Here is an 18,151-nt window from a genome sequence, read left to right as displayed (position 1 = left end):
AGGCCGGGCGGCGCGAGGCCGCCTGGCAAATCGTAGAGGTCAGGCGTTCTTTTCGCCGGCGGCTTCCGCGGAGACTTCCGCCTTCGGGCCGCCCTTTGCAACACCGACCATGGCAGGCCGCAGCACGCGTTCGCCGATCGTGAAGCCGGCCTGGACGACCTGAACGACGGTATTGTTCGGGACGGCGGGGTTCGGGATCTCGAACATGGCCTGGTGGAAGTTCGGATCGAACTTCTGGCCTTCCGCATCGATCTTCTTCACGCCGTGGCGTTCCAGCGCCGATAGCATGGAGCGCTCGGTCATCTCGACGCCCTCCAGGAGCGTGGTCAGCGAGGCATCTGCCGTGGCGCGCATTTCGGTCGGCACGGCATCCAGCGCCCGGCGCAGGTTGTCCGAAACGGCGAGCATGTCGCGGGCAAAACCGGCCGCCGCATAGGACTTAGCGTCCTTGATTTCGCGTTCGGTGCGGCGGCGCAGGTTGTCCATTTCGGCCGCCAGCCGCAGAAAGCGGTCGCGCAGCTCGTTATTTTCGGCTTTCAGCAATTCCAGCGGATCCGGTTCGGCGGCAGGCGCCTCGGCATTCTTCTGGTTGGCCGCGTCCTCAAGAGCAGATGCAACAGCTTCAACCGTGTTCTCCGCGGCAGTTGCGTCAGGTCCGTTCTTGTTGGTTTCGTCGGTCATGACGGTCTCCGGTTATTCTTGGCTTGGATTTACGGGCTTGGATTTGTGCCCGATATCGAGGTTTAAAGTGAAAAAATCAAGGCTTGGTGGGAAAGTTGGGGCGGCTCGGTCGCGAATTCAGCGCGACAGCCTGGCAAGCAGCTGTGCGGTGTAATCCACCATCGGCACGATGCGCGAATAGTTGAGCCGCGTCGGCCCGATGACCCCGACGGCACCGACGATCCGGTCTTCGCCGTCACGATAGGGCGCCACGATGAGCGAGGAGCCCGACAGGGAGAACAATTTGTTTTCCGAGCCGATGAAGATTCGCACGCCCGGTCCCTTCTCGGCGAGATCGAGGATCTCGATCAGGCTGTCCTTCTTTTCGAGATCGTCGAAAAGCAACCGCAGGCGATCGAGGTCGGCCACATCCGCTAGGCCTTCGAGCAGATTGGCCCGACCGCGGACGATGAGCTGGGTCGGCTTGCCTTCCTCGCTGTCGCCGGACCAGACCGCAAGACCGCGCTCGACCAGTTCCTGCGACAGCGCATGGAGCTCGCCCTGCACCTGATCCTTGAGTGTCTTCAGCTGGCCGCGCAGTTCCGGCAGTGTCTGGCCGCTGAGGTGGGCGTTGAGGAAATTGGCCGCCTCGGTGAGCTGCGACGACGTCACGCCGACCGGAAGTTCGATGACACGGTTTTCCACCTGGTTATGATCGCCGACGAGCACCGCGAGCGCCTTGGTCGGCTCAAGGCGGATGAACTCGACGTGCTTCAGGACCGGGTCGCTCTTGGTGGTAATGACGATCCCGGCGCCGCGCGAGACGCCTGACAACATGCGGCTCGCCTCCGCCATCAGGCTTTCCATCGGCTGATCGCGATCCGCAGGCCGGATCTGCCGGTCGATATTGGCGCGCTCCTCGGCGGAGAGGTCTCCGACCTGCATGAAAGCATCGACGAAAAAGCGAAGCCCGGACTGGGTCGGCAGGCGGCCGGCACTGATATGCGGGGAGTAGATGAGCCCGAGTTCCTCGAGATCGCTCATCACATTGCGCACCGACGCGGGCGACAGCGATATGGGCAGCAGGCGGGAAAGATTCCGGGAGCCGAGCGGTTCGCCGGTCTCCAGATAGCTTTCCACGATGCGGCGGAAAATTTCGCGCGAACGGTCATCGAGCACAGAGCCGCTGTCCCTACCCGTCGATGCCGAAAATCCCATCTAAAACTTCACCGTTCCGTTGTTCTTTCGACAAAATATAGTCATTCGCCGCGCCTTCTCCAAAGGGAAAATCGCCACGGGCATAATCAATCGCCCGCAGAGCGTCTTAGGCCTTTTTCTTTGCAAAAGCCTGGCCGGGGCCGTAGAAGGCGGAAACAGAAATCCAGGGAGTGAAGCATGCGGCCTTCAGGCAGACAGTTGAACCAGATGCGCAAGGTCTCGTTCGAGCGCAATTTCTCCAAACATGCCGAAGGTTCCTGCCTCGTCAAGTTCGGCGACACGCATGTGCTGTGCACCGCGAGTCTCGAAGAAAAGACGCCGCCGTGGCTGCGCAACAGCGGCAAGGGCTGGGTCACCGCCGAATACGGCATGCTGCCGCGCGCCACAGGCGACCGCATGAAGCGCGAAGCCGCTGCCGGAAAGCAGGGCGGCCGCACCCAGGAAATCCAGCGCCTGATCGGCCGGTCCTTACGCGCCGTCATAGATCTCGAAGCACTCGGCGAAAAGCAGATCACCATCGACTGCGACGTCATCCAGGCCGATGGCGGCACGCGCACGGCTTCGATCACCGGTGGCTGGATTGCGCTCTACGACTGCCTGAAGTGGATGGAAGCCCGCTCGATGACCAAGGTCGACAAGGTCTTGAAGGATCACGTCGCGGCGATCTCCTGCGGCATCTTTGCCGGCCAGCCGGTTATCGACCTCGACTATATCGAGGATTCGGCTGCCGAAACGGACGCCAATTTCGTGATGACCGGCACCGGCGGCATTGTCGAGGTGCAGGGCACGGCCGAAGGCAAGCCTTTCAGCCAGGAGGAATTCCTGAAGCTCTTGGCACTGGCCCAGGACGGCACGCAGGAACTGGTGGCGATGCAGAAGCAGGCGATTGCCTGACATTCGCTGAAAGAGGTGCTGTTTGATCGAAGGCATTCTCGAAACTGCACTTTATGCTGACGATCTCGATGCCGCCGAGACCTTCTACGGCGGCATTCTCGGGCTTGAAAAGGTTCTGCGTGCCGGCAACAGGCATGTGTTCTTCCGTTGCGGGCCGGGCATCCTGCTGATCTTCAATCCGGCTGAGACGATCAAGCCACCACCGGCCGGTGCGTTGCCGGTTCCGCCCCACGGTGCGGCGGGACCCGGGCATATCTGCTTTCGCATGACGAGCGAAGCGATTGACTTGCTCAAGGAAAAGCTCAACAAGGCAGGCATTGCCATCGAAAGCGATTTCCGCTGGCCGAACGGTGCCCGCTCAATCTATTTCCGCGATCCGGCCGGCAACAGCCTGGAATGCGCAGAGCCGAGGCTCTGGAATATCGAATAGGAATTGTAATGCGCAAGCTCGATACGAAAACGATCGTCGTCGCCAGCCACAATGCCGGAAAAATCCGCGAGATTGCAGAGCTGATCGGTCCCTTCGGCTTTTCCGCGAAATCCGCCGCCGAGCTGAAATTCGAAGAGCCCGACGAAACGGGCACGACATTCGAGGAAAATGCCGCGATCAAGGCGCTCGCCTCGGCCAAAGCCTCCGGACTGCCGGCGTTGTCGGATGATTCCGGCATCGTCATCGACGCGCTCGACGGCGCACCAGGCGTCTATACCGCCAACTGGGCGGAGCGTGAGGATGGCAGCCGCGACTTTCAGATGGCGATGGAAAAGGTCGAGAAGGCGCTGGAGGAGCGCGGTGCGACCAAGCCGGAGCAGCGTGGTTGCCGCTTTGTAAGCGTGCTTTGTCTCGCCTGGCCGGATGGACACACGGAAATGTTCCGTGGCGAGGTGGAAGGCACCGTGGCGTGGCCGCCGCGCGGCACCCAGGGTTTTGGTTATGACCCGGTCTTCCAACCGCAGGGCTATGATATTACCTTCGGTGAAATGAGCAGTGATCAGAAACATGGCTGGAAACCCGGCGAGCCGGAAGCGCTTTCGCACCGCGCGCGGGCCTTCAAGCGTTTCGTCGAAACCTGCCTGGAGGCTTGAGGCGCTTTGAATTCAGTCGCCCCTCTCCTTCCCGATACCCTTCTGCCCGATACCGGCGAACCGGGCTTCGGCGTCTATGTGCATTGGCCGTTCTGCGCGGCCAAGTGCCCCTATTGCGACTTCAACAGCCATGTGCGCCACCAACCGGTGGATCAGCCGCGCTTCACCGCCGCCTTCCTGAAGGAAATGGAGGTGATGCGAGGCATGAGCGGGCCGAAAACCGTCACCAGCATTTTCCTCGGCGGCGGCACGCCCTCGCTGATGGATCCTGCCACGGTCTCGGCGATCCTAGACGGCATCGCCAAGCACTGGCATGTTCCTGACGGTATCGAGATCACCATGGAGGCCAATCCCTCCAGCGTCGAAGCGACCCGTTTCCGCGGCTATCGCGCTGCCGGCGTCAACCGCGTCTCGCTCGGCGTGCAGGCACTCAACGATCCGGACCTCAAGTTCCTCGGTCGGCTGCATGACGTTGCCGATGCCCTGAAGGCGATCAGGCTGGCGCGGGAAATCTTTCCGCGCATGTCGTTCGACCTCATCTATGCACGACCGAAACAGACGGTCGAGGCTTGGGAAGCGGAGCTGAAGGAAGCGGTTTCCTACGCCGTCGACCATCTGTCGCTCTACCAGCTCACCATCGAGGAAGGCACGCCCTTCTATGGCCTGCACAAGGCCGGCAAGCTGATCGTGCCGGATGACGACCAGTCGGCTGCCCTCTACGAGGCGACCCAACAGATTACCGAGGGGTTCGGCATGCCCGCCTACGAGGTTTCCAACCACGCCCGCCCCGGTGCTGAAAGCCGCCACAACCTGACCTATTGGCGCTATGGCGAGTATGCCGGCATCGGACCCGGCGCCCACGGGCGCCTGACGCGCGGCAGAAACAAGATCGCCACCTCAACCGAACGGCGTCCTGAAACCTGGCTGGAACAGGTGGAGCGTGTCGGGCACGGCATGCTGGACGAAGAAATCCTCGGCTTCGAGGAACAGGCTGACGAATTGCTGCTGATGGGCCTGCGCCTGCGGGAAGGCGTCGATCTCGCCCGCTGGCAGCAGCTTTCCGGCCGGGACCCGGACCCGATCCGCGAGGAGCGGCTGCTGGAACACGGCTTTATCGAGCGGATCGGCAATTCGCGGCTGCGCTGCACGCCGTCCGGCATGCTGATCCTCGACGCGGTGGTTGCGGATCTGGCTTGCTGAAATCCGGCCTTTAGGCTTTTACCGCCAGAACATGCAGCCAGTCGGTCGGCTTTTTGTCGTAACCGCTGCCGTGCACCTCATCGATATCGACAGACGTCCAGGCGAAAGCCCCGTAGGCCGCGCTTAGCCAAGCCTTGGACGGATAGTTATAATAACGTCCGAGGCCATCATAACCTTCGGCTTCGCCAGCCTTGAAGCTCGCGTAGAAGACGCCGCCCGGGCGCAAGGCCTTGTGGATGCGGCCGAGAATACGACCGAGCTCTGCCCGCGGCGCATGCAGAAGGCATGCATTGGCCCATATGCCGTCAAACGCCGAGACCGCGTCGATCTCCCCGAAACGGAGCACGGCAACCGGCCTGCCCAGATGTCTGGCGGCCTCCTCCGCCATCTCCGGCGTGCCATCCGTGGGCGTGACGTCGAAACCCCGCGCGATCATGACCGCGCTGTCCCGCCCGCTGCCGCAGCCGAGTTCGAGGATGGCAGCACCAGGCGCAAGTTTTGGCAGGAAGCTATCGAGGCGGTGCGTGCTCGGTGCGGAATGCGCCGCGTAGGTCACCGCGTTTTCGCCGTAGAAGCTGGCTGTCGGATCTTTTTCCATGGCCATTCGTGATCCTCAGCGCTGCGACATCAGCAGCTTGGTGCCAAAGCCGACAAAAACCATGCCGACGCCCAGATCGATCTTCTTCTTTGCCTTCAGATAGGCTGCGGCCACGGTTCGGTGGGTGATCAGCGCGACCAGGAAGGTATAATAGACCGTCGAGACGGCGACCATGACCGCGATCGCCGCCAGGCCATAGAGGAAGGGCGTTCCGACCGGCATGGTCGCGGCAAAAAGGCTGGCAACGAACAGCGCCGATTTCGGATTGGCAAGATTGGTTACCAGGCCCATGCGATAGGCGGTCTTGAGCGGCACGTCGATACGCGCCGCCGCTATATCAGCCGACTGGCGCGACTTTCGCGCATCCAGGAATATCTTCAATCCGAGCCAGACAAGATAAAGTCCGCCGACGATCTTCAACGCCACATAGGCGAAAGGTGCCGCCTGGAAGAGGACATTGATCCCCAGCCACCCGGCAAGACCCCAGCAGAACGTGCCTGTAATGGTCCCCATTGCCGCGAGAATCGGCACGCGACGCGGCGCGGTCAGCGCATAACGCATGACCAGAAGCGTGTTGGGCCCTGGCGTTATACACGCCACGGCCCAGATCATTGCAACAGAAAGCAGAAACATGGATTTTAAGCGTTGTTCTCGTTGATCAGCCGTTTCAGCAGTTCTACCTCGTGGCTGAGCTTCGTGTCACCCGAAATCAGCTCCTCGATCTTGCGGACGGCATGCAGGACGGTCGTGTGGTCCCTGCCGCCGAAACGACGGCCGATCTCGGGGAAGGAGCGCGGCGTCAGCGTCTTCGACAGATACATGGCGATCTGGCGCGGCTTGACGATGACGCGGGTGCGGCGGTTCGAGACCAGTTCCTGGCGCGACACATTATAATGGCGGGCGACGATGCGCTGGATGTCCTCGATGCGGACGCGCTTGGCCTCGCCGGCACCCACCAAATGGGCGAGCAGTTCATCGACACGCTCGATCGAAAGGGAGGGCTCGAAGGAACGGCGGAACAGGAGCTGATTGAACGCGCCTTCCAGTTCGCGACCGCTGGCAGTGACATTTCTCGCCACGTGGCTGAGGATTTCCGCCGGGATATCCAGCGACGGATCGTCCTGGCGGGCAGTCGCCAGGCGGCCCTTGATCATTTCGAGACGCATTTCGTAATCCGGCGCTTCGACTTCGATCGCCACACCGCCCTGCAGACGTGAGCGGACGCGCGGATCGAGCGATTCCAGCTCCCAGGGCGCACGGTCGGCGGCAACCACCACCTGCTTGGCGCTGTCGAGCAGCATGTTCAGGAGATGGCAGAACTCGTTCTGGATCATCTTGCCCTGCAGGAACTGCATGTCGTCGATGATCAGCAGATCGATATTGCGCAGTGAGTCCTTCAGCGTCAACGCGTCGTTATCGCGGATCGCGGTCGCAAAGCGCCACATGAAATATTCCGCCGTCAGATAAACGACCCGCGGCATGCGCTCGCTGCCGACGGCTGCATTGGCGATCGCCTGCAGAAGGTGCGTCTTGCCGAGACCGACGCCCGAATGAATGAAGAGCGGATTGAAACGGACCGCACTGGCGCCGGCTTCAGCGATGGTCTTGGCGGCAGCAAGCGCTACTCGGTTCGACGGGCCTTCCACGAAAGTGTCGAAGGTAAAGCGGCTGTCGAGCGGTGAGCCGAACAGCGGTCCAGGAGCCTGGGTAGAACGCGTCGGCGCAGCGGACGGCGACGGGAAAGTGGCGATCTTGCCAATCTCGCGGGGGCCCTGAGAACGCGGAAACGAGGCAACAACAGCAGGTTCCGGAGCCAGACTGCGCTCTTCACCTGCCACGGGCGCCTTGATGCTGCGACTTGCGCTGCGCACCAGGATTTCCACCTTCAGGATCTCGGCGTCTTCCGCCTGGAATATGGTGGTGATCAGATCGAGGTAACGATTGTTGATCCAGGATTTCAGAAAAGTGGTGGGTACCGTGAGCCGAACAACGCTCTTTGAGACGGAATGCAGCTTCAAACGCCCGAACCAGCTTGCATAAACATCCTGACCGACCTGTGCTTTCAAACGCGCACTAAACCGCTCAAAAAGAGCATTATGCTTCATTTCTGTCGTTTCCCCTGCCGCCTGGGAGCAACTTGAATCAAATGCCTGCCGCGCGTGATCCCCATTACCTGCACGGGCTGATATAGTATTCATATGCATAATTCGCCGCCTTCCAAATCTCGTAGCCTGGCGGTTCTCGTTACCGCCGCCAGAACAAACTTCGTTTCAAGGCATAGCAAACCATTCCCAATCATTGAGAACCGTCGCCGCCCGTCCCCTTTGTTTCAAAACCTTCTCTCGTCCTCGCAGCCGATCGAAAGTCACGCCCAGCCCGCCTCGTGAACGGTCTGCGCTTGCGGGAGCCACCCCACATATACGAACGCCCTCATCCTCATCGTGAGCCGTCCGAACCTCTTCCACCTCCTTCATCCGGACACTGGGACCGGATCGCGTTGACAAAAACCGATCGTTTCCGGAAATGCCAATTTCCGGATCGCAACCGATGGTTATCAGGAAAACGGGAGAATTTATCCCGTTGCAAAGGGTAAAAGTCTACCTGCCGTCCAACATGTGACGGTACTCGGCAGCCCTCTGAAGTAATCCCCGCGCCCCTTGCTGAAGGCATTTAGGCAGGATCAAATGCCAAGATCAATGATGAATTTTACGCAAAATTAAGAGGCGGGCGTTGACTCCGCGAGCGTGATTTGAATGTCACAGAGGCATTCATGGAGAATCGCTGTTGAATCAATGGGATTCAAAAATGACATACATTCTGAACGATCGTTCACAGAAAAAATAAAAATCTGCTTGACTCCATCTGGGGGCTTTTAGCCATCGCCAAAGTCACCCACAGACTCATAGACCTCCAGTAACCCACTGATTAAAATAACTATTTTCTGTCACGCCGATGACACGAAATTGTTAATGAGCCGGATAAATATAAGGAGACCTGAGAGAATCACAAAAAGCCCGGTCAAGAGGACCAGGCTTCATTATGATACAGTTTGTGAAATGATCAGGCCGAAAGGGCCTTCACACGTGCAGCAAGACGGGACACCTTGCGGGATGCCGTGTTGCTGTGAAGCACGCCCTTGGTAGCAGCGCGCTGGATTTCCGGCTGGGCAGCCTTGAGGGCTTCTGCAGCAACGGTCATGTCGCCGGAAGCGATGGCTTCCTCGACCTTGCGGATGAAGCCGCGAACGCGCGAGCGGCGGGACTTGTTGACTGCGGTACGGCGAGCGATCTTGCGGGTCGCTTTTTTCGCCGAAGTTGTATTGGCCATTTCATGCCTCTCTACGAATTCGAACCAAACTCCGCCGTTGCCGCGCCGGTCCTTGCGACCATCAATCCAGCAATTCGGGAGCAATAGAGGAAGCCATGATCAGGCTTTCCCAACTGTGGGCGGGCATATAACCGGAATACCTGCCCCAGTCAACGCGCATTTGGCGGATGACCATCCGCTTTTGCGCGATTTACCGGTTGGAGAACTGCGGCTTGCGCTTTTCCACGAAGGCGGCCATGCCTTCCTTCTGGTCGGCGGTCGCAAACAGCGAATGGAAAAGCCGCCGTTCGAAGCGCAGCCCTTCGGCAAGCGTCGTCTCGAAGGAACGGCTGACTGCCTCCTTGGCCATCAGCACCGCGGCGCGCGGGAAAGAGGCGATCTTCGCTGCCGCCTCGACCGCCTCGTCGATCAGCCGCTCCGGCGAAACGATCCGCGACACCAGCCCTGCCCGCTCGGCTTCCGCGACATCCATCATCCGGCCGGTCATCACCATGTCCATCGCCTTCGCCTTGCCGACGGCCCGGGTCAGCCGCTGCGAACCGCCCATGCCGGGAATGACGCCGAGTGTGATCTCCGGCTGGCCGAATTTCGCGGTTTCGGAGGCGATGATGAAATCGCACATCATGGCAAGCTCGCAGCCGCCGCCGAGCGCGAAACCGGAGACGGCGGCGATCATCGGCTTGCGGGTCGTGGCAATCGCCTCCCAGCCGGAGATGAAGTCGTTGACATAGGCCTCGACGAAATCGATCTCCTGCATTTCCTTGATATCGGCGCCGGCGGCAAAGGCCTTTTCCGAGCCAGTGAGCACGATCGCACCGATCGCCTCGTCCTTGCCGAAGGCGGAAAGCGCTTCGGTCAATTCGGCCATGACTGTCGAGTTCAGCGCGTTCAGCGCCTTCGGACGATTGAGGGTGATGAGCGCGACGGCGCCCCGGGTTTCGGTCAGCAGGGTTTCGTAGCTCATCGAATGTCTCCTCTTGGCTCTTCTGCTTCTGACAGCCGTTAATTCTGGCAGCGGTTATTTCTGGCAGACGGGGCAATAGAATGTAGAGCGGCCCGCCTGGGTGATGCGCGCGACGGTACCGTTGCAGCCCAGCGTGCGGCAAGCGCCGCCTTCCCTGTCGTAGACGGAGAAGGAATGCTGGAAATAGCCAAGCGAGCCATCCGTCTGGATATGATCTCTCAGCGAAGAGCCTCCGGCGGCGATCGCATCGGCAATAACATCGCGGATCGACTGGTTGAGGAGGACCAGTTCCTTGTTCGGCCTGCCGGTCTTGGTCACGACACTGCCGGCTGCGCGTTTCGGCGAAAGATGCGAGCGCCACAGCGCCTCGCAGACATAGATATTGCCGAGACCCGCTATCACAGTCTGGTCGAGGAGCGCGCCCTTGAGCGGCTGGCTCTTGCCCGCCAACCTCGCGGCCAGATAGTCCGCATCGAGCGCGTTGCCGGTCGGCTCCGGCCCGAGCTCGGCAAAGGCCGGATAAAGATCGAGCTCGCTGCGCTTCCAGAGCTGCATGAAGCCGAAGCGGCGCGGGTCGTTATAGATGACGCGCAGCAGGTCTTCCTTCTGTCTCAGATGGAAGACGACATGGTCGTGTTTCTGATCCTTCGAGCGCGGATGGTGGAACTCGCCGACCGCTTCGTTCTCGATCCGAAACGATCCCGACATGCCGAGATGACTGATTACGGTGAGATCATCCTCCAGGTCGATCAGCAGGTATTTGGCGCGCCTGCCGAGTGAGACGATACGGCGTTCGTTGACGGTATCGGCGAAATTCTCCGGGAGCGGAAAGCGCAAGTCCGGGCGATTGAGTTCCAGCCTGGCGATCACCGCACCTTCCATTGCCGGGGCGAGACCGCGCCGGACGGTTTCCACCTCTGGCAATTCGGGCATGATCGACTAACTTCCTGTTTCAACGACATCGCGCCTGGTCTATAGACCGGACCGGATGTCGCACCCATGTAAAGACACGCGCCACAGATAGCGTGCGATGAGCGATTTCGCTATGGTCGCCGACCAGAAGAGAGACGTTAGGAGTTCACCGATGACTGAAGCCCGTACCAGCGCCGACGGCGGGATGGAAACGTCCTATGGCTTCCGCAAGGTCGCGGATGGCGAGAAACAGGGCCTCGTCAACGACGTCTTCCACAAGGTCGCCAAACGCTACGACGTGATGAACGACGTGATGTCGGCCGGCATGCATCGTGTCTGGAAGGATGCGCTGATCGCCTCGCTTAATCCGAGAAAGGACGTCGGCTACAAAACCTTGGACGTGGCCGGTGGTACGGGCGATATCGCTTTCCGCATCGTCGAGGCTTCCGACCGTAAGGCGCATGTGACCGTGCTTGACATCAACGGCTCGATGCTGGGTGTCGGGGCCGAGCGCGCCGAGAAGAAACGGCTTTCCGAAAACCTCGCCTTCGTCGAGGCCAATGCCGAGTCGCTGCCCTTCGAAGCGAATTCCTTCGACGCCTATACGATCGCCTTCGGCATCCGCAACGTGCCGCATATCGACGTGGCGCTGAAGGAGGCCTATCGGGTGCTGAAGCGCGGCGGACGGCTGCTGGTACTGGAATTTTCCGAAGTCGAGATGCCGCTTCTCGAGCGCTTCTACGAAGAATGGTCGTTCAAGGCGATCCCGCGCTTCGGAAAGATGATCACCGGCGAGGCCGAGCCCTATCAATATCTGGTGGAATCGATCCGAAAATTCCCGAACCAGGAGAATTTCGCGGCGATGATTCGCAATGCGGGTTTTTCGCGCGTCACCTACACCAATTATACCGGCGGCATCGCGGCGCTGCATTCCGGCTGGAAGCTCTGAACGCATGAGCACGATCGGCGCTTATTTCCGGCTTGCCCGCGTCGGCTGGGTTCTTGTGCGCGAGGGCGTGGTATCGGCGCTGCCGACCCAGGACATGCCGCCTTCCGTCGGCCTCATCAAGGCACTGGTCGAGCCCTTGGCGCGGTTTCGCTCCAAGACGCAGGCGCGCAGCGAGCGCCTGACCCGCGCCGTCGACCGGCTGGGGCCTTCCTATGTCAAGATCGGCCAGTTCCTGGCAACCCGTCCGGATGTGGTCGGCGTCGACTGGGCCGTCGATCTCGCCATGCTGCAGGACCGGATGGCCTTCTTCCCGACCGCGATTGCGAAAGCGGCGGTCGAGGCATCGCTCGGCCGAACGATCGGCGATCTCTATTCCTCCTTCGGCGAGCCGATCGCGGCCGCCTCGATCGCCCAGGTCCATCCCGGCGTCGTCAATGACAGGAAAGTGGCCATCAAGGTGGTGCGCCCGGGCGTGCGCCAGCGCTTCGCCCACGACATCGAAAGCATGTATCTCCTGGCGCGCATGCAGGAACGCTTCATGCGCTCCAGCCGCCGCTTAAGGCCCATCGAGGTGACACGGACGCTCGAACAGACCACCAAGGTGGAAATGGACCTGCGCCTGGAGGCCGCGGCGCTTTCGGAGATTGCCGAGAATACCAAGGACGATCCCGGGTTCCGGGTGCCGCTGGTCGACTGGGAACGCACCGGCCGCGACGTGATCACCATGGAGTGGATCGACGGCATCAAGATGTCGGATGTTGCTGCTCTTCGCGCCGCCGGCCACAATCTCGAAAAGCTCGCCGAGGTGCTGATCCAGTCCTTCCTGCGCCACACGCTGCGGGACGGCTTTTTCCATGCGGACATGCATCCCGGCAATCTGTTCGTCGACACTGCCGGCACGATCGTCGCGGTCGACATGGGCATTGTCGGGCGATTAGGCAAAAAGGAGCGCCGTTTCCTCGCCGAAATCCTCTACGGCTTCATCACTCGGGATTACCTGCGCGTAGCAGAAGTGCATTTCGAGGCGGGCTATGTACCGGCGCATCACGACGTGGCGAGCTTCGCCCAGGCGATCCGCGCGATCGGCGAACCGATCCACGGCCAGCCGGCCGAAACGATCTCCATGGCGCGGCTCCTGGCGCTGCTCTTCGAGGTCACCGACCTGTTCGAGATGCAGACCCGCACCGAACTGATCCTGCTGCAGAAGACCATGGTCGTGGTCGAAGGCGTGTCGCGCATGCTCGATCCGCGCTTCAACATGTGGAAGGCCTCGGAACCGGTCGTCGGCCAATGGATCCGCGACAATCTCGGACCGAAACGCATTGTCTCGGACCTGCGCGACGGCGTGAAAGCCGCCGTCAAACTTGCCGAGGCCCTGCCGGAAATCGCCGCCAAGACGGAGACGCTACACCAGGAACTCGTCTATATGAGCGAGTACGGCCTGCGCTTCGACCCAGAGACGACAGAGGCCATCGGTAGGTCGGAGGCGCGGCACAATCGCTCAGGGCGCGTCGCGCTGTGGATCATCGCGCTGTCGCTGCTGTATCTCGCCTTCACGCTCAGCTGAGGTTTGTCCGGTCGCCTGATGATGCGAAAACCCTGCTCCACAAGGGCTTTCGCCATATTGCAACTCCAAAGCGGCCTTTATTCCGCCGAGTTCTTCATTCTCTGTTAAGGAATACATTCCTTTTGGGACTTGGCCTTCCGGAGACGTTTTATGGCGCTAGGCGCAACTCAACGCTTGCATGACGGCGTCGCGGCCGTCGAGACGATGACCCGCTTCGCGCTTGCCGTGCTGGCGCTGGCATCCGGCGTCTACACCTATCTCGGTGCGCGCAGCATTCTCGACGGGTCGCCGACCGCCGTGTTTTTTGCGGCGGTCATCTACTCCGCTTCGGTCTCGGTCGGCATCTATGCCTTCTGGTCCTATATGGCCCGGTTCTATCCGCATGTGACGACCCGGGCCGGGCGGACGGCCATGCTCGGCGTCATGGCGGTCGGTGCTGCGATGATCCTTGCCATGTCGAGCTGGCTGAACGCGGCGGCGCTTGCCGGCTCCGCAGCCGTGGAGCAGCATCTTTCCGAAACGGTCGAAGACTATACCGCCGATCTCGACCGAGCCCACCAGAATGCGCTCGCGGCGCAAAGCCTGCTGCCGGATATCCAGCGCGCGTCTGAGCGTTTCTCCCAACTCGCGGGCGTCGAGCGGCAATCCGGTTCGCTCACCGGCACGACCGGATCGGGGAGCGTCGTGCAGCTTCTCAGCCAGATGTCGGCGCAGATGAAGTCGCTTACAGCCAACATCAATGCCTCGCGCGAGCAGGTGGACGACCTCTTCTCCCAGGGCCAGAAACGGCTCGAGACGATGCGTTCGCTGGTTTCCGCGCCGGGCACGATCGAGCCGCGTGCCGACCAGTTCTCCACGGAAGCCGTAGCACTGACCGGCGTCATCACCTCGCTCGCCCAGACCTCGATCGCACCGTCGATCCGCCGCGCGGCAGACGACCTGTCGCTCGGCTTCATTGCACCGGTTCCGGATGGCGGCGCTGCCGATCTCGTCAACCGGCAGAACCAGGTGATGGATACCGTCCGCACCTCGGTCACGGCGCAATCCAAGGCGCTCGCCAAGGCCGCCGACGAAATCCTCGCCCGGCCGCCGGTGCAGGAGCGTCGCTTCGTGCCGCTCTCCTCCGCCGAAGCCGTGCTGCATTATGCGCAGGACTTCATTCCCGCCTGGGCCGGCGCTATTTCCATCGACCTGCTGCCCGGTGTGATGGTGTTCATTCTCGCCACCGTGCATGGTGCGATCCGCCGCCAGGAGGAAAACCTGCCCTTTGCGGAGCGGATCACGGCGGCCGAGCTTCTGAGAGCGCTGGAAGTCCAACGTGCCGTCAGGGCGAGCGGGGTGAACGTCGAGCGGGCGGTCGCCAAGGCGGAAGCCGACGACAGGACATCGGCGCCAAGGCCGCAGCCGGCACCTGAATCAACGGAACCAGCGTCTGAAGCCGAACCGAACAACATCACCGCCATCGACCTCAAGTCACGTAGCCGGGACCGGTCGCATGAGGATCGGTGAGGCGATCAGCAAACTCGATGAAGGCGTGCTGATGCGCGGCGCCTTCTATATTCTTCTCTCGGCTGCCGCGGTTTTCCTCGTCGTCGATATTCGCGACATGACGATGATGAACGCCGCCTTGCCCGGCTTCGATCCGATGCACGAAGATCAGCCCGTACTGCCGCCGGCCTTGACCGAAGGCGTGCCCGCCGCACCGCCGGTGCAGCCTGCCAGCCCCAAGGAAGTGCTGAGAAAGCCGATCACCTTCGAGCTCACCACGGGCGGCGTGCTGCTCGCCGAAGGGACGATCGACCCGGGCGCCGCCGCCCGCTTCTCAAAGGAGATCGAAACGCGCGGGGAATATGTGAAGACGGTGACGCTCAACTCCCCCGGCGGCTCGGTTGACGATGCCCTCGCCATGTCGAAGCTGATCCGCGACAGGAAGCTCGACACGAAGGTCGCGTCGAAAGCGCTCTGCGCCTCTTCCTGCCCGATCGTATTTGCCGGCGGCGTCGGGCGTTTGGCGGAGAAGGATGCGGTGATCGGCGTGCACCAGGTGTTCAACGGAGCCAAGGACCGGCCGTCGGCGGAACAGGCGATGGCCGCCGCGCAGGCGACCACCGCGCGGGTCGCCCGCCATCTGGACCAGATGGGCATCGGCGCGGGCCTCTGGATCCATGCGCTCGAAACACCGCCGGATAGGCTCTATTACCTGACGCCGAAGGAAATGACGGATTTCAAGCTGACGACCGAGCCGCTCGCGACGGCGAGAAAGAAAATCTAGCGTCCCGTTGGGCCCTGAGGGCCCCAGGTCAGCCCTGCGGCTTGATCTCCCGCTCGCAGAAGGTGATGCGGTTGCTGAACGGGTCGGTGACCGTCACTTCCAAACCCCAATCCGCCTGTTCGAGCCCTGGCTTCATATAGGGGTAGTTCTTGCCGATCAGCTCCTGCTGGAAGGCGCGGGCGCCCGTCATCGGCACGAAGACCCTGGCTGCCGGCGAGGCATCGCCTGCATGTTCGGAGAGGTGCATCAGCATGCCGCTTCGTGAGATCTGGCAATAGAGCGGGAAGTTTTCGCCGAAGCGATGCTCCCAGTCCACGGTGAAGCCTAAGAAATCGCGGTAGAATTCCATCGCTTTGTCGACGGAGAAGATCCGGAAGATCGGGATCGCCGGCTGGATCGATACCGCATCCGGCTTCCTTTGCTGCGGTTCTGCCGCGTCGATCTTTGCAGCAAGGATATTCCAGTTGTCGTAGCCGAACTGCGCCGCAACCAGTTCCAGGACCTGGCTATGCGTCAGCTCAACCTTACGTTCGGCAAGCGCCTCGCGCAGGCTTTTCGCCATCAGTTTTGCATCGCGGAAATCGCGCATCTCATCATCCCTTCAACAGACGAACAAAGACCCGTCAGGTCCCATCAATCAGCGCCCGCATTGCTGATCCGTTCGTCATCGCTGGCCGGATTGGCAAAGGATGAGAGGCGGTGGATGCGTTCACCTTGGCGCGAATTGCGCCGCGGGCGGCTGGCCGCATCCGGCCGCAAACAGGAGTAATGCAGTCCAGAAATTCGCGCAAGATGTTCGGATTGCTTTCGCGTCAGTGCGTGACCGGTTCCGGGAAAATCCGACCCTCCTTCGCCTTGGCGCTTGCCTTGAAGAGCGGGCGCGTCGGACTGGTGACGACATCGATGGCTGCGGCAGTCGCGCTCTCGATCGCCTCACCGGCCACGCTTGCGGCAAGGGCCTGCCTGCGGCCGCTTGCCTTGCCGGGCTTGCGGATGTCGGCCCGCTCGTCGGTCAGGGCGGTGGCGGCAGCATTGGCACCGGCGACGAGCGCTCTCGCCAAGATCTGCCGGCCGGTGCGGCTCGCCAGCATGTTGCGCAGCAATGACGACCTGCGCACGGATTTCGGCACCTTGAACCCTGCTATCTTCTTCGGAATAAAATTCTTTTTCATGACGGCTCTCCTTTGCAGCCGAACTCCCGTCAGCTGCAACTGTTCCGTGACGCCGTCAGTGGGGAAGGCAATTGCAACTCGGCGGCCAAAGGCTTAGCTTCCCGCCATTCTGGCATCGGGTAATGGCATGGAACTCTCCGGCAAGCGCATTCTTCTGATCATCTCCGGCGGCATCGCGGCCTATAAAAGCCTCGATCTCATCCGCCGGCTTCGCGAGCGGGGCGCATCGGTTCGTCCGATCATGACCAAGGCGGCTCAGGAGTTCATCACGCCGCTCGCGGTCGGCGCGTTATCCGCCGGCCATGTCTATATCGATCTGTTTTCCCGCGAAGACGAGCAGGATGTCGGCCATATCAGGCTCGCCCGCGACAACGACCTCGTGATCGTAGCACCCGCCAGCGCCGACCTGATGGCCAAGATGGCGCATGGGCTGGCGGACGATCTTGCAAGCGCCGTGCTGCTTGCCACCGACCGGCCGGTCCTGATCGCTCCCGCCATGAACCCGAAGATGTGGGCAGCGCCCGCGACCAGGCGCAATGCCGAGACGCTGAAGGCTGACGGCATCCATTTCATCGGCCCGATGGCCGGCGAGATGGCCGAGAGCAACGAAAGCGGCACCGGCCGCATGGCCGAACCGCTGGAAATCGTCACCGCAGTCGTCAAACTGCTGGACGGCGCACCGAAACCGCTTGCCGGCAAAAAGGTGATCGTCACATCAGGCCCGACGCATGAGCCGATCGACCCGGTGCGTTATATCGCCAACCGCTCGTCCGGCCGCCAGGGCCATGCGATTGCCGCGGCGCTCGCAAAGCTCGGTGCGGATGTGACGCTCGTCTCCGGACCGGTGACCATACCCGATCCGGTCGGCGTGAAGACCGTCCATGTGGAACGCGCCGAGGAAATGCTGGAGGCGGTGACCTCCCGACTGCCCGCCGATATCGCCGTTATGGTGGCGGCGGTCGCCGACTGGCGCGTCGCCTCGTCGGCCGGCCAGAAGATCAAGAAGCAGCCCGGCGAGGCCCCGCCTCCCCTGTTGCTGACTGAAAACCCGGACATCCTGAAGACCGTGGGGCATCACGAAAAGCGGCCCAAGATCGTGGTCGGCTTTGCTGCAGAGACCCAGGACGTCGAAAAGAACGGTCGCGCGAAACTGGAACGCAAGGGCGCCGACCTGATCGTTGCCAACGACGTGTCGCCGGAAACCGGCATCATGGGCGGCACCCGCAACCGGGTGAAGATCATCAGCGCCAAAGGCGTCGACGAATGGCCCGATCTCGACAAGGACGAGGTGGCAGAGCGTCTTGCGGCACTGATCGCCTCGAAGCTCGGATAGAT

At 61.5% G+C, this 18,151-nt stretch carries 19 protein-coding genes; 9 read left to right on the top strand and 10 right to left on the bottom strand.

Annotated features, from left to right (window positions below; translation table 11 throughout):
• Positions 1–39 precede the first annotated feature (39 nt).
• The gene (gene grpE / locus C5J24_RS09025; RefSeq protein WP_037079486.1) at positions 40–681 is read right to left on the bottom strand and encodes a nucleotide exchange factor GrpE; all 642 of its coding nucleotides are present in this window, start codon (positions 679–681) and stop codon (positions 40–42) included.
• Positions 682–798: 117 nt separating this feature from the next.
• Positions 799–1,878, bottom strand: coding sequence for a heat-inducible transcriptional repressor HrcA (hrcA, locus tag C5J24_RS09020; RefSeq protein WP_105404216.1), 1,080 nt, complete (start codon positions 1,876–1,878; stop codon positions 799–801).
• A 177-nt stretch (positions 1,879–2,055) separates the two neighbouring features.
• Between hrcA and rph the strand changes: the two genes are divergently transcribed.
• The 4 genes from rph to hemW are packed head-to-tail and all read left to right on the top strand — an operon-like array spanning position 2,056 to position 5,055.
• Positions 2,056–2,772, top strand: a complete 717-nt coding sequence (gene rph, locus C5J24_RS09015; RefSeq protein WP_046603110.1) for a ribonuclease PH — start codon at positions 2,056–2,058, stop codon at positions 2,770–2,772.
• 22 nt (positions 2,773–2,794) lie between these two features.
• Complete coding sequence (locus C5J24_RS09010) at positions 2,795–3,202, top strand: VOC family protein (RefSeq protein ID WP_105417331.1); 408 nt, start codon at positions 2,795–2,797, stop codon at positions 3,200–3,202.
• A gap of 8 nt (positions 3,203–3,210) precedes the next feature.
• Entirely contained in the window at positions 3,211–3,855 is a 645-nt protein-coding gene (gene rdgB / locus C5J24_RS09005; protein ID WP_105417329.1) for an RdgB/HAM1 family non-canonical purine NTP pyrophosphatase, read from the top strand.
• Positions 3,856–3,861: 6 nt separating this feature from the next.
• Positions 3,862–5,055, top strand: coding sequence for a radical SAM family heme chaperone HemW (gene hemW, locus C5J24_RS09000; RefSeq protein ID WP_105417327.1), 1,194 nt, complete (start codon positions 3,862–3,864; stop codon positions 5,053–5,055).
• A 10-nt stretch (positions 5,056–5,065) separates the two neighbouring features.
• Here the strand turns inward: hemW and C5J24_RS08995 are convergent, their stop codons facing one another.
• The 6 genes from C5J24_RS08995 to mutM form a co-directional block, all read right to left on the bottom strand.
• Positions 5,066–5,659, bottom strand: a complete 594-nt coding sequence (locus tag C5J24_RS08995; RefSeq protein WP_105417325.1) for a bifunctional 2-polyprenyl-6-hydroxyphenol methylase/3-demethylubiquinol 3-O-methyltransferase UbiG — start codon at positions 5,657–5,659, stop codon at positions 5,066–5,068.
• 9 nt (positions 5,660–5,668) lie between these two features.
• Positions 5,669–6,286, bottom strand: a complete 618-nt coding sequence (locus tag C5J24_RS08990; RefSeq protein ID WP_105417323.1) for a LysE family translocator — start codon at positions 6,284–6,286, stop codon at positions 5,669–5,671.
• Between the two features lie 5 nt (positions 6,287–6,291).
• On the bottom strand, positions 6,292–7,857 hold the full coding sequence (gene dnaA, locus C5J24_RS08985) for a chromosomal replication initiator protein DnaA (protein WP_105404222.1): 1,566 nt from the start codon (positions 7,855–7,857) through the stop codon (positions 6,292–6,294).
• Positions 7,858–8,713: 856 nt separating this feature from the next.
• The gene (gene rpsT / locus C5J24_RS08980) at positions 8,714–8,980 is read right to left on the bottom strand and encodes a 30S ribosomal protein S20 (RefSeq protein ID WP_038594489.1); all 267 of its coding nucleotides are present in this window, start codon (positions 8,978–8,980) and stop codon (positions 8,714–8,716) included.
• 190 nt (positions 8,981–9,170) lie between these two features.
• Positions 9,171–9,944 carry an enoyl-CoA hydratase gene (locus tag C5J24_RS08975; protein WP_105417321.1) on the bottom strand — a complete coding sequence of 258 codons (774 nt, stop codon included), beginning with the start codon at positions 9,942–9,944 and terminating at the stop codon, positions 9,171–9,173.
• Positions 9,945–9,998: 54 nt separating this feature from the next.
• Entirely contained in the window at positions 9,999–10,877 is an 879-nt protein-coding gene (gene mutM, locus C5J24_RS08970) for a bifunctional DNA-formamidopyrimidine glycosylase/DNA-(apurinic or apyrimidinic site) lyase (RefSeq protein ID WP_046667392.1), read from the bottom strand.
• A 151-nt stretch (positions 10,878–11,028) separates the two neighbouring features.
• Between mutM and ubiE the strand changes: the two genes are divergently transcribed.
• From ubiE to C5J24_RS08950, 4 genes are all read left to right on the top strand, one after another.
• Entirely contained in the window at positions 11,029–11,805 is a 777-nt protein-coding gene (gene ubiE, locus C5J24_RS08965) for a bifunctional demethylmenaquinone methyltransferase/2-methoxy-6-polyprenyl-1,4-benzoquinol methylase UbiE (RefSeq protein ID WP_046667391.1), read from the top strand.
• Positions 11,806–11,809: 4 nt separating this feature from the next.
• Positions 11,810–13,372, top strand: a complete 1,563-nt coding sequence (ubiB, locus tag C5J24_RS08960) for a 2-polyprenylphenol 6-hydroxylase (RefSeq protein WP_105417319.1) — start codon at positions 11,810–11,812, stop codon at positions 13,370–13,372.
• 150 nt (positions 13,373–13,522) lie between these two features.
• A complete protein-coding gene (locus tag C5J24_RS08955) occupies positions 13,523–14,881 on the top strand; it encodes a hypothetical protein (RefSeq protein ID WP_105417317.1) in 1,359 nt (452 codons plus the stop codon).
• The gene (locus C5J24_RS08950; RefSeq protein ID WP_105404227.1) at positions 14,868–15,644 is read left to right on the top strand and encodes a hypothetical protein; all 777 of its coding nucleotides are present in this window, start codon (positions 14,868–14,870) and stop codon (positions 15,642–15,644) included. Before C5J24_RS08955 ends, C5J24_RS08950 begins: the two co-directional genes overlap by 14 nt.
• A gap of 28 nt (positions 15,645–15,672) precedes the next feature.
• Here C5J24_RS08950 and C5J24_RS08945 read toward each other — a convergent pair whose 3' ends face one another.
• On the bottom strand, positions 15,673–16,233 hold the full coding sequence (locus C5J24_RS08945) for a glyoxalase superfamily protein (protein WP_105404228.1): 561 nt from the start codon (positions 16,231–16,233) through the stop codon (positions 15,673–15,675).
• A gap of 223 nt (positions 16,234–16,456) precedes the next feature.
• Positions 16,457–16,816 carry a hypothetical protein gene (locus tag C5J24_RS08940; RefSeq protein ID WP_105417315.1) on the bottom strand — a complete coding sequence of 120 codons (360 nt, stop codon included), beginning with the start codon at positions 16,814–16,816 and terminating at the stop codon, positions 16,457–16,459.
• 127 nt (positions 16,817–16,943) lie between these two features.
• Between C5J24_RS08940 and coaBC the strand changes: the two genes are divergently transcribed.
• A complete protein-coding gene (coaBC, locus tag C5J24_RS08935) occupies positions 16,944–18,149 on the top strand; it encodes a bifunctional phosphopantothenoylcysteine decarboxylase/phosphopantothenate--cysteine ligase CoaBC (RefSeq protein ID WP_105417313.1) in 1,206 nt (401 codons plus the stop codon).
• Positions 18,150–18,151 lie beyond the last annotated feature (2 nt).

The organism is Neorhizobium sp. T25_27, assembly GCF_002968565.1.
GTDB lineage: Bacteria > Pseudomonadota > Alphaproteobacteria > Rhizobiales > Rhizobiaceae > Neorhizobium > Neorhizobium tomejilense.
The sequence above is the reverse complement of the archived record's forward strand: the minus strand, read 5'-3'. Positions and strand labels throughout refer to the sequence as shown.

Excerpts from the sequence above, each read along its gene's own strand:
- mutM (WP_046667392.1), bottom strand. The coding sequence starts at position 10,877 with ATGCCCGAATTGCCAGAGGTGGAAACCGTCCGGCGCGGTCTCGCCCCG.
- rdgB (WP_105417329.1), top strand. The coding sequence starts at position 3,211 with ATGCGCAAGCTCGATACGAAAACGATCGTCGTCGCCAGCCACAATGCC.
- C5J24_RS08950 (WP_105404227.1), top strand. The coding sequence starts at position 14,868 with ATGAGGATCGGTGAGGCGATCAGCAAACTCGATGAAGGCGTGCTGATG.
- ubiE (WP_046667391.1), top strand. The coding sequence starts at position 11,029 with ATGACTGAAGCCCGTACCAGCGCCGACGGCGGGATGGAAACGTCCTAT.
- grpE (WP_037079486.1), bottom strand. The coding sequence starts at position 681 with ATGACCGACGAAACCAACAAGAACGGACCTGACGCAACTGCCGCGGAG.
- ubiB (WP_105417319.1), top strand. The coding sequence starts at position 11,810 with ATGAGCACGATCGGCGCTTATTTCCGGCTTGCCCGCGTCGGCTGGGTT.
- C5J24_RS08975 (WP_105417321.1), bottom strand. The coding sequence starts at position 9,944 with ATGAGCTACGAAACCCTGCTGACCGAAACCCGGGGCGCCGTCGCGCTC.
- dnaA (WP_105404222.1), bottom strand. The coding sequence starts at position 7,857 with ATGCATATGAATACTATATCAGCCCGTGCAGGTAATGGGGATCACGCG.
- hrcA (WP_105404216.1), bottom strand. The coding sequence starts at position 1,878 with ATGGGATTTTCGGCATCGACGGGTAGGGACAGCGGCTCTGTGCTCGAT.
- C5J24_RS08945 (WP_105404228.1), bottom strand. The coding sequence starts at position 16,233 with ATGCGCGATTTCCGCGATGCAAAACTGATGGCGAAAAGCCTGCGCGAG.
- C5J24_RS08995 (WP_105417325.1), bottom strand. The coding sequence starts at position 5,659 with ATGGCCATGGAAAAAGATCCGACAGCCAGCTTCTACGGCGAAAACGCG.
- coaBC (WP_105417313.1), top strand. The coding sequence starts at position 16,944 with ATGGAACTCTCCGGCAAGCGCATTCTTCTGATCATCTCCGGCGGCATC.
- C5J24_RS08990 (WP_105417323.1), bottom strand. The coding sequence starts at position 6,286 with ATGTTTCTGCTTTCTGTTGCAATGATCTGGGCCGTGGCGTGTATAACG.
- rph (WP_046603110.1), top strand. The coding sequence starts at position 2,056 with ATGCGGCCTTCAGGCAGACAGTTGAACCAGATGCGCAAGGTCTCGTTC.
- rpsT (WP_038594489.1), bottom strand. The coding sequence starts at position 8,980 with ATGGCCAATACAACTTCGGCGAAAAAAGCGACCCGCAAGATCGCTCGC.
- C5J24_RS08955 (WP_105417317.1), top strand. The coding sequence starts at position 13,523 with ATGGCGCTAGGCGCAACTCAACGCTTGCATGACGGCGTCGCGGCCGTC.
- C5J24_RS08940 (WP_105417315.1), bottom strand. The coding sequence starts at position 16,816 with ATGAAAAAGAATTTTATTCCGAAGAAGATAGCAGGGTTCAAGGTGCCG.